The organism is Citrobacter sp. (genome assembly GCF_050252275.1).
Taxonomy (GTDB): domain Bacteria; phylum Pseudomonadota; class Gammaproteobacteria; order Enterobacterales; family Enterobacteriaceae; genus Citrobacter_A; species Citrobacter_A amalonaticus.
In genome coordinates, this window is the sequence record NZ_JBFWLF010000161.1 from 1 (window position 1) to 10,306 (window position 10,306).

A 10,306-nucleotide genomic window follows, 5' to 3' on the forward strand; every position below is an offset into this window, starting at 1 on the left:
ACGTTTTATCACTCGTTTGGATCTTTACCCGCCAGCAGCTTATCCAGCTCATCACCGCCTACGTGACGGAAATCCAGGCCCTTCACGAAGTAGAAGATGTATTCGCAGATATTCTGGCAGAGGTCGCCGATACGCTCGATAGAGCGCGCGCAGAACAACGCGGTTAACACGCTGGGAATGGTGCGGGAATCTTCCATCATGTAGGTCATCAGTTGACGCACGATCCCTTCGTATTCCTGGTCCACTTTCTTGTCTTCACGGTAGATACGCACTGCTTCATCCAGATCCATCCGCGCAAACGCATCCAGCACGTCGTGCAGCATCTGTATGGTGTGACGCCCCAGTGACTCCAGGCTCACCAGCAGCGGCTGATGCTGCTGGGAGAACTTCTCCAGCGCGGTACGACAGATTTTATCCGCCACGTCGCCAATACGTTCCAGTTCGGCGATGGTTTTGATGATCGCCATCACCAGACGCAGATCGCTCGCCGTCGGCTGGCGCTTGGCGATGATGCGAACACAGGCTTCATCAATCGCCACTTCCATCATATTGACGTGCTTATCGCCATCAACAACGCGTTTCGCCAGCTCGCTGTCCTGATTGTGCATCGCGGTGATGGCATCAGAAAGCTGCTGCTCGACCATGCCGCCCATCGTCATTACCTGAGTGCGGATGCTTTCCAGTTCGGCGTTGAACTGACCGGAAATGTGTTTATTAAGGTTTAAATTGTCCATCATTTCTCCAGATGCCCGGGCATATCAACCGTAGCGGCCAGTAATGTAATCTTCGGTTTGTTTCTTCGCGGGCTTGGTGAACAGGTCGTCCGTGTTGCTGAACTCAATCAACTCGCCCAGGTACATAAACGCCGTATGATCGGAACAACGCGCAGCCTGCTGCATGTTGTGGGTCACGATCACCACGGTGTAATCCTGTTTCAGCTCGGTAATCAGCTCTTCGATACGACCGGTTGAGATCGGATCCAGTGCTGAGCACGGCTCATCCAACAGCAAGACTTCCGGGCGAATGGCGATACCTCGCGCGATGCACAGACGCTGCTGCTGACCACCGGAGAGAGAATATCCGCTCTGGTGCAATTTATCTTTGGTTTCATTCCATAGTGCGGCCTTGGTCAACGCCCACTGCACACGCTCGTCCATATCCGCCCGGGACAGCTTCTCAAACAGACGCACGCCAAAGGCGATGTTGTCGTAGATAGACATCGGGAACGGCGTCGGCTTCTGGAACACCATCCCGACTTTGGCACGCAGCAGGGCGATATCCTGGGTATTGGTGAGAATATTGTCACCATCGAGCAGAATTTCACCTTCCGCACGCTGTTCCGGGTAGAGTTCAAACATCTTGTTGAACGTACGCAACAGCGTCGATTTACCGCAGCCAGAAGGCCCGATGAATGCCGTTACCTGGTTCTTTGCAATATCCAGGTTGATGTTCTTCAGGGCATGGAATTTGCCGTAGTAGAAGTTCAAATCACGAACCTGAATCTTACCCGGAGCAGTATCAACCATACTCATTTTACTCTTTTCCTTATCATGCCTGATGGCGCTTCGCTTATCAGGCCTACAACAAATAGGTTCAACCGTAGGCCGCACGCCGCCATCCGGCAACGTGTTAACCGTGTTTGCTCTTGGCGAAAATTACGCGCGCCAGAATGTTCAGCAGCAATACGCACAGCGTGATAATCAGCACCCCGGCCCACGCCAGTTGCTGCCATTCCGCAAACGGGCTCATCGCAAATTTAAAGATGGTGACCGGCAGGTTGGCGATCGGCTGCATCATATCGGTACTCCAGAACTGATTGGAGAGCGCGGTAAACAGCAGCGGAGCGGTTTCACCTGCGATACGCGCAATCGCCAGCAGGATACCGGTCATGATCCCGGAGACAGACGCTTTCAGCGTAATCGCGGAGATCATTTTCCATTTCGGCGTCCCCAGCGCATAAGCCGCTTCACGCAGACTGTCCGGCACCAGCTTCAACATGTTTTCGGTGGTTCGAATCACGATAGGCACCTGCAGCAGCGCCAGCGCAATCACGCCCGCCCAACCGGAGAAGTGCTCCATCTGCGCCACCACAATGGTGTACACGAACAGACCAACCACAATAGACGGGGCGGAAAGCAGAATGTCATTGATGAAGCGAATCACTTCCGCCAGCCAGGATTTGCGACCATATTCCGCCAGATAAATCCCGGCCATGATGCCCAGCGGCGTACCAAACACGGTTGCCCAGAGGATCAACAGACCACTGCCCGCCAGGGCGTTCGCCAGACCGCCACCCGCCGTGTTCGGCGGCGGCGTCATTTCGGTGAACAGCGCCAGCGACATCCCGTCGATACCACGGGAAATGGTGGACATCAGGATCCAGACGAGCCAGAACAGACCAAACGCCATCGTCGCCATAGAAAGCGTCAGGGCGATGCGGTTTTTCATCCGGCGCTTAGCCTGCATTTTGCGGCGGGATTCCGCCAGTTCCGCGCTGGTTTGCATTTCAAGCGTAGCCATTAGCGTGCCCCCTCGTTCTTCGCAAGGCGCAAAATCATAAACTTAGACGCTGCCAGCACGATGAAGGTAATCACGAACAGAATCAGACCCAGTTCCATCAACGCCGCAACGTGCAGGCCAGACTCCGCTTCCGCAAATTCATTCGCCAGCGCCGAGGTGATGCTGTTACCCGGCATATACAGCGATGCGCTGTCGAGCTGGTAGGTGTTGCCGATGATGAAGGTCACCGCCATCGTTTCACCCAGTGCTCGTCCCAGACCCAGCATGATGCCGCCAATTACCCCATTTTTGGTGAACGGCAACACGATGCGCCAGATAACCTCCCAGGTGGTACAGCCGATACCGTAGGCAGACTCTTTCATCATCACCGGCGTCTGTTCAAATACATCACGCATTACAGCTGCAATGTAAGGGATGATCATGATGGCGAGGATCACGCCAGCCGCCAGAATACCGATACCAAACGCCGGGCCGGAGAACAGTGCGCCAACAAACGGAATGTTGGAAAGGATATTACCGACCGGTTCCTGAAAATAAGTGGCAAACAGTGGAGCAAAGATAAACAGGCCCCACATGCCGTAGACGATACTCGGGATAGCTGCCAGCAATTCAATCGCAATCCCCAGCGGACGACGCAGCCAGCCTGGCGCGAGTTCGGTCAGAAACAGGGCAATGCCGAAGCTCACCGGAACGGCGATCAGCAGTGCTATAAAAGAGGTGACCAGCGTACCGTAGATCGGTACCAGCGCCCCGTAGATATCGTTTGGCGCGTCCCAGTCTTTGGTCCACAGGAAAGAGAAACCAAATTTCTCAATGCTGGGCCAGGAGGAGATGATCAGAGAGACAATAATGCCACCCAACATCAATAGCACAATCAGCGCAGCCAGTTTTACCAGCGCGCTGAAGATTTTGTCACCCTTTTTACCCGGTGGGTTAAAAGCAGGCTTGGTTGCAGCCATAAATCACTCTTTAAGTTTGGGCCAGGAAGCGCGCATTTTATCGCGCTTCCTGGCTAACGTAATGCCATACCCTAAATAATTCGAGTTGCAGCAAGGCGGCAAGCTTGTGAATCCCCAGGAGCATAGATTCACTATGTGACTGGGGTGAACAAACGCAGCCAACGCAGCTGCGGCTCGAAGTATGACAGGTATTTAGTACAGCGCTTTACCGCTGCTGTCTTTCACATTGGTCTTCCATGCTGCACGGATCTGCTCTACCACGCTGTCCGGCAGGCTGGCGTAATCCAGGTCATTAGCCTGTTTGCCGCCATTTTTGTATGCCCAGTCGAAGAATTTCAGTACTTCAGCACCCTGCTCAGGTTTCTTCTGCTCTTTATGAATCAGAATAAAGGTGGTGGAGGTAATCGGCCACGCATCATCACCTTTCTGGTTCGTCAGATCCTGTGCGAAGGATTTACTCCAGTCAGCGCCTTTCGCGGCGTTAGCGAAGTTCTCTTCAGTCGGACTAACCGGTTTACCGTCAGCAGAAACCAGTTTGGTGTATGCCAGGTTGTTCTGCTTAGCGTAAGCGTATTCAACGTAGCCGATGGAACCTGGCAGACGCTGTACGAACGCGGCGATACCGTCGTTACCTTTACCGCCCAGACCGGTTGGCCAGTTAACGGTAGAGCCAGCGCCCACTTTGGTTTTCCACTCTTCGTTCACTTTCGCCAGATAGCTGGTGAAGACGAAGGAGGTACCAGAACCATCGGCACGACGCACAACGGCGATGTTCTGAGAAGGCAGTTTCACGCCTGGGTTCAGTTTGGTGATGGCTTCATCATCCCACTTCTTGATTTTACCCAGGTAGATGTCACCCAGCGTTTTACCATCCAGTACCAGTTCGCCAGACTTCAGACCAGGGATGTTCACCGCCAGTACCACGCCGCCAATCACGGTCGGGAACTGGAACAGGCCTTCCTGATTCAGTTTTTCGTCAGACAGCGGCGCATCAGAGGCACCGAAATCAACGGTATTCGCTGTAATTTGTTTAACACCACCGGAGGAGCCGATACCCTGGTAGTTAACTTTACTACCGGTCTCTTTCTGATAAGTATCAGCCCATTTGGCATACACCGGCGCAGGAAAAGTTGCACCTGCGCCTGTCAGACTTGCTGCTGCTAATGCAGAGAAAGCGCTCATAGATAAGGTCGCGGCGACAACAGTTGCGACAGTGGTACGCATAACTTTCATAATGTCTCCTGCAAGATTTTCGTAAATCATTGTTAAGTGGCTACGATGAGCAAAATAGGACAAACAGGTGACAGTTAAATGTACGAAATATGACAGTTTTATGACAATGAAAATTTCCGTTAAATCAGAATGGTTTTTTTCCTGTTTATCATTAAGTTAACTGAAAATATGACAATAGCTTTTCAGGAAAATTTTCTTTTTGTGACACTGAAAAAAGTAGCTGAAGATGACGATTTGTCACAGTAAAACGGCGGGAAAATTGATTAAAAACAGCACAGGAATGAAAAAAATGCCCCGCTTTCGCAGGGCATGAGCGTTTTACTCGACGGTAACTGATTTTGCCAGGTTGCGCGGCTGATCCACGTCGGTGCCTTTAATCAGCGCCACGTGATAAGCCAGCAGTTGCAGCGGCACGGTATAGAAGATCGGTGCAATCACCTCTTCCACATGCGGCATCTCAATGATGTGCATATTGTCGCTGCTGGCAAAACCGGCGTCCTGATCGGCGAAGACATACAGCTGACCGCCACGGGCGCGCACTTCTTCAATGTTGGACTTCAGTTTTTCCAGCAGTTCGTTGTTTGGTGCAACAACGATAACCGGCATATCGGCATCAATCAGCGCCAGCGGGCCGTGTTTCAGCTCACCTGCCGCATAGGCTTCTGCGTGGATATAGGAGATCTCTTTCAGCTTCAACGCGCCTTCGAGAGTGATCGGATACTGATCGCCACGGCCCAGGAACAGGGCATGGTGTTTGTCAGAGAAATCTTCAGCCAACGCTTCAATGCGTTTGTCCTGAGAGAGCATTTGCTCGATACGGCTCGGCAGCGCCTGCAGGCCATGAACAATGTCATGCTCAATGGACGCATCCAGACCTTTCAGACGCGCCAGTTTCGCCACCAGCATCAGCAGAACGGTTAACTGAGTGGTAAAGGCTTTCGTCGACGCCACGCCGATTTCCGTGCCGGCATTGGTCATCATCGCCAGATCCGATTCACGTACCAGAGAAGACCCCGGAACGTTACAGATAGCGAGTGAACCCAGATAGCCCAGTTCTTTCGACAAACGCAGGCCTGCCAGCGTATCCGCCGTTTCACCCGACTGAGACAGCGTGATCATCAGGCTATTACGGCGTACTGCTGATTTGCGGTAGCGGAATTCAGAAGCGATTTCGACGTCGCACGGAATACCGGCCAAAGATTCAAACCAGTAGCGAGAAACCATCCCGGAGTTGTAAGACGTGCCACACGCGATGATCTGGATATGCTCAACCTGAGACAACAGCTCGTTAGCTTTTGGCCCAAGTTCGCTTAAATCCACTTCGCCGTGGCTGATGCGCCCGGTCAGAGTGTTTTTAATCGCATTCGGCTGTTCGTAAATCTCTTTCTGCATGTAGTGGCGATAGATACCTTTATCACCCGCGTCATATTGCAGATTAGATTCGATATCCTGACGCTTCACGTCCGCGCCCGTTTTATCAAAAATCGCGACGGAACGGCGAGTCACTTCCGCAATATCGCCTTCTTCCAGGAAGATAAAGCGACGGGTCACCGGCAGCAGCGCCAACTGATCGGAGGCGATAAAGTTTTCGCCCATTCCCAGACCGATAACCAGCGGGCTACCTGAACGTGCAGCCAGCAACGTATCTGGATGACGGGTATCCATGATGACCGTACCGTACGCGCCGCGCAGTTGCGGGATGGTACGCAGCACAGCATCACGCAGCGTACCGCCCTGTTTCAGCTCCCAGTGCACTAAGTGAGCAATTACTTCGGTGTCGGTTTCTGAAACGAAAGTATAGCCACGCGCTTTAAGTTCTTCACGCAGTGGTTCATGGTTTTCGATGATGCCGTTATGCACCACCACAATGTGTTCAGAAACATGCGGATGCGCGTTTGCTTCTGAAGGTTCGCCATGCGTAGCCCAACGGGTGTGAGCAATACCAGTACCGCCATGCAGCGGATGTTCTTCCGCAGCCTGAGACAGCATCTGTACTTTACCCAGACGACGCAGACGGGTCATATGACCTTCTGCATCTACCACGGCCAGACCCGCAGAGTCGTAACCACGGTATTCCAGACGACGTAAACCTTCGAGAAGGATTTCAGCTACATCACGTTGCGCGATAGCGCCAACAATTCCACACATAGTTTTTTATTCCGAATCAAGGCATTATGCCTGTCGTTGTCTTTCGACCTGTATGCCCGTATTTTGGGCGCCCCGAGCCTTGTAGAGAGTGGGGTTATTTTTATGGGTACTGCTGGGGGGAAATATATCTTTACTTCCTCACCCGGGTTGGCCTGATGCAGGCAACGCCTTATCCGGCCAACAAAACATCACTGAACGTAGGCCGGATAAGCGAAAGCGCCATCCGGCAAAAATATCTACTTTTTCTTCACCGGGCGTTTCCAGCCCTGCTTATTCACCTGCGGAACACGGCTGATGACCAACTCATTATCAGCCACGTTACGGGTGACGGTGGTCCCGGCAGCGATGGTTGCCCCATGGCCTACGGTCACTGGCGCCACCAGCTGAGTATCGGATCCGACAAACACATCGTCGCCAATAATGGTTTTAAACTTGTTCGCGCCGTCGTAGTTGCAGGTAATGGTGCCTGCGCCAATGTTCACATTGTCGCCAATTTCCGCATCGCCCAGATAGGTCAGGTGACCGGCTTTTGAGCCTTTGCCGAGACGCGCTTTCTTCATCTCAACGAAGTTACCGACGTGAGCACCTTCCATCAGTTGCGCACCAGGGCGCAGACGAGCGAAGGGTCCAATGGTGCAGGCCGCGTCCAGATGGGCATCTTCCACTACGCTGTACGGGCTGATTTCACAGTCATCACCAATAACGCTGTTTTTAATGACGCAGCCCGCGCCAATCTTCACGCGATGGCCCAACGTGACCTGACCTTCGATGATAACGTTAGTATCAATTTCAACATCTCGCCCGTGAACGAGCGTTCCGCGCAGGTCAAAACGCGCCGGATCGCGCAGCATCACGCCCGCCAGCAGCAGTTTTTCTGCCTGCTCGGACTGGTAAACACGCTCCAGGCGGGAGAGCTGAAGACGGTTATTTACCCCTTCAGTTTCGCTAATACGCGCCGGATGTACCGCCGCAATCTCCCGCCCTTCCTGGTAGGCCATCGCAATGATGTCAGTGATGTAGTATTCACCCTGCGCGTTGTTATTGGTCAGTTTAGACAGCCAGCGTTTCATGTCCGCGCCATTGGCAATCAGGATCCCGGTGTTGATTTCCTGAATCCTGCGCTGTTCCTCGCTGGCATCTTTATGCTCAACGATGCCGGTCACTTTGCCGTTTTCACGGGTGATGCGACCATAGCCGCTCGGATCGTCCAGCACGACGGTCAACAAACCGATGCCGCCCTGGGGTTTAGCTTCACGCAGGCGAGTCAGGGTTTCAACGGAGATCAGCGGGACATCACCGTAGAGCATTAAAATGTCTTCATCATCGCCAAAGAACGGCGCTGCCTGCTGCATCGCATGGCCGGTGCCCAGCTGCTCCGCCTGTAACACCCAGTTCAGGTTGTCTTCTTTCAGGCTTTCTTTAAGCAGATCGCCACCGTGGCCGTAGACCAGATGCACCTGAGATGAGCCTAATTCATTTGCTACATCAATGACATGCTGAACCATCGATTTCCCGGCAAGGGTGTGCAGCACTTTTGGAAGATCGGAATACATGCGTGTACCTTTGCCTGCGGCAAGGATCACTACGCTCATCGCTTTATTCAACATACGCGCCCTGACTGTAATTTGAGAACGAATTTATACCGTTTCACGTTGAAAATACTACATTTTTTTCGTCGTGAAATGGGCAGAGGATAAAACGCACAATCGCGAATTTTCCCCAACGAAGATAGAGACATTTTCGTCCATTGCTGCGACTTTTGTCTTCTGAAATGTCACCTGATATCGCGATTAACGCGCCAGGCTAATGTTTTTGCTCTTTTTTTGATCCCTAAAGAAAGATGACGCAAACAGCACATTAATGACAGGCAAAAAAAAACCAGCCTGAAATCAGACTGGTTTTCATTTTTTCAACCCGGTGTTACATCGCTTTTTTGGTCAACTCGATAACGCGCAGTTTCGCGATCGCTTTGGCCAGTTCCGCAGATGCCTGAGCGTAATCCACGTCACCATGAGAGCTCTTAATGTGCTCTTCAGCCTTACGTTTCGCTTCCAGGGCTCTCGCTTCATCGAGATCCTGCCCGCGAATCGCGGTATCAGCCAGTACGGTCACGCTGCCAGGTTGCACTTCAAGAATGCCGCCAGACAGGTAGATAAACTCTTCATGACCGAACTGTTTAACGATGCGGATCATACCAGGCTTAATGGCGGTGAGCAGTGGGGCGTGCCCTGGGAAAATACCCAGTTCACCTTCACTACCCGTTACCTGGATTTTCTCGACCAGACCAGAGAACATTTGTTGCTCTGCGCTGACGACGTCCAGGTGGTAAGTCATTGCCATATCACCCTCCGATTAAGGCGTTAAAGTTTTTTGGCTTTTTCTACGGCTTCGTCGATAGAACCAACCATGTAGAACGCCTGCTCTGGCAGGTGGTCATACTCGCCTTCCATGATGCCTTTAAAGCCACGGATGGTGTCTTTCAGGGAAACGTATTTACCCGGAGAACCGGTGAATACTTCCGCAACGAAGAACGGCTGGGACAGGAAGCGCTGGATCTTACGCGCACGTGCTACCACCAGTTTGTCTTCTTCAGACAGTTCATCCATACCCAGGATGGCGATGATGTCTTTCAGTTCCTGATAACGTTGCAGCAGGGACTGTACACCACGCGCGGTGTCGTAGTGTTCCTGGCCAACCACCAGTGGATCCAACTGACGGCTTGTAGAATCCAGCGGGTCAACGGCCGGGTAGATACCCAGAGACGCGATCTGACGGCTCAGTACCACGGTTGCATCTAAGTGAGCAAAGGTGGTGGCTGGCGACGGGTCAGTCAAGTCATCCGCAGGTACGTATACCGCCTGAACGGAAGTGATAGAACCGGTTTTGGTAGAAGTGATACGTTCCTGCAGAACACCCATCTCTTCCGCCAGGGTCGGCTGGTAACCTACCGCTGATGGCATACGACCCAGCAGTGCGGAAACTTCCGTACCGGCCAGGGTGTAACGATAGATGTTATCGACGAACAGCAGTACGTCACGACCTTCGTCACGGAATTTCTCTGCCATGGTCAGACCGGTCAGTGCAACGCGCAGACGGTTTCCCGGCGGCTCGTTCATCTGGCCATATACCAGGGATACTTTATCCAGAACGTTGGAGTCGGTCATTTCGTGGTAGAAGTCGTTACCCTCACGAGTACGTTCACCTACGCCCGCAAACACGGAGTAACCGGAGTGCTCGATCGCGATGTTACGGATAAGCTCCATCATGTTTACGGTTTTACCTACACCCGCACCACCGAACAGACCGACTTTACCGCCCTTCGCGAACGGACACATCAGGTCGATAACTTTGATACCGGTTTCCAGCAGTTCCTGAGAGCTGGACAGCTCTTCATAGGACGGTGCTGCGCGGTGGATAGCCCAACGCTCTTCTTCACCGATATCGCC

9 protein-coding genes are annotated in these 10,306 nt (G+C 52.6%); all 9 read right to left on the minus strand.

The features are described 5' to 3' along the window. Positions 1–8: 8 nt before the first annotated feature. A complete protein-coding gene (phoU, locus tag AB7E14_RS14255; protein WP_428169618.1) occupies positions 9–734 on the minus strand; it encodes a phosphate signaling complex protein PhoU in 726 nt (241 codons plus the stop codon). Between the two features lie 24 nt (positions 735–758). Further along, positions 759–1,532, minus strand: coding sequence for a phosphate ABC transporter ATP-binding protein PstB (gene pstB / locus AB7E14_RS14260; RefSeq protein WP_042998747.1), 774 nt, complete (start codon positions 1,530–1,532; stop codon positions 759–761). Positions 1,533–1,629: 97 nt separating this feature from the next. Further along, positions 1,630–2,520: a phosphate ABC transporter permease PstA gene (gene pstA / locus AB7E14_RS14265; RefSeq protein WP_042998748.1), complete on the minus strand. Its 891-nt coding sequence runs from the start codon at positions 2,518–2,520 to the stop codon at positions 1,630–1,632. Further along, positions 2,520–3,479: a phosphate ABC transporter permease PstC gene (gene pstC, locus AB7E14_RS14270; RefSeq protein WP_042323550.1), complete on the minus strand. Its 960-nt coding sequence runs from the start codon at positions 3,477–3,479 to the stop codon at positions 2,520–2,522. Before pstC ends, pstA begins: the two co-directional genes overlap by 1 nt. Before the next feature lie 192 nt (positions 3,480–3,671). Further along, positions 3,672–4,712 carry a phosphate ABC transporter substrate-binding protein PstS gene (pstS, locus tag AB7E14_RS14275; RefSeq protein WP_044268157.1) on the minus strand — a complete coding sequence of 347 codons (1,041 nt, stop codon included), beginning with the start codon at positions 4,710–4,712 and terminating at the stop codon, positions 3,672–3,674. Positions 4,713–5,030: 318 nt separating this feature from the next. After that, positions 5,031–6,860: a glutamine--fructose-6-phosphate transaminase (isomerizing) gene (gene glmS / locus AB7E14_RS14280; protein WP_316962870.1), complete on the minus strand. Its 1,830-nt coding sequence runs from the start codon at positions 6,858–6,860 to the stop codon at positions 5,031–5,033. 236 nt (positions 6,861–7,096) lie between these two features. Then, positions 7,097–8,467, minus strand: a complete 1,371-nt coding sequence (glmU, locus tag AB7E14_RS14285; RefSeq protein WP_044256180.1) for a bifunctional UDP-N-acetylglucosamine diphosphorylase/glucosamine-1-phosphate N-acetyltransferase GlmU — start codon at positions 8,465–8,467, stop codon at positions 7,097–7,099. A 313-nt stretch (positions 8,468–8,780) separates the two neighbouring features. Further along, on the minus strand, positions 8,781–9,200 hold the full coding sequence (locus AB7E14_RS14290) for a F0F1 ATP synthase subunit epsilon (protein WP_003023809.1): 420 nt from the start codon (positions 9,198–9,200) through the stop codon (positions 8,781–8,783). Between the two features lie 20 nt (positions 9,201–9,220). Then, on the minus strand, positions 9,221–10,306 hold a 1,086-nt coding region (gene atpD / locus AB7E14_RS14295), incomplete at its 5' end, for a F0F1 ATP synthase subunit beta (protein WP_428169617.1).

Bases quoted from the DNA above. Each gene is read 5' to 3' on its own strand.
- phoU (WP_428169618.1), bottom strand. From the start codon at position 734: ATGGACAATTTAAACCTTAATAAACACATTTCCGGTCAGTTCAACGCC.
- pstB (WP_042998747.1), bottom strand. From the start codon at position 1,532: ATGAGTATGGTTGATACTGCTCCGGGTAAGATTCAGGTTCGTGATTTG.
- pstA (WP_042998748.1), bottom strand. From the start codon at position 2,520: ATGGCTACGCTTGAAATGCAAACCAGCGCGGAACTGGCGGAATCCCGC.
- pstC (WP_042323550.1), bottom strand. From the start codon at position 3,479: ATGGCTGCAACCAAGCCTGCTTTTAACCCACCGGGTAAAAAGGGTGAC.
- pstS (WP_044268157.1), bottom strand. From the start codon at position 4,712: ATGAAAGTTATGCGTACCACTGTCGCAACTGTTGTCGCCGCGACCTTA.
- glmS (WP_316962870.1), bottom strand. From the start codon at position 6,860: ATGTGTGGAATTGTTGGCGCTATCGCGCAACGTGATGTAGCTGAAATC.
- glmU (WP_044256180.1), bottom strand. From the start codon at position 8,467: ATGTTGAATAAAGCGATGAGCGTAGTGATCCTTGCCGCAGGCAAAGGT.
- AB7E14_RS14290 (WP_003023809.1), bottom strand. From the start codon at position 9,200: ATGGCAATGACTTACCACCTGGACGTCGTCAGCGCAGAGCAACAAATG.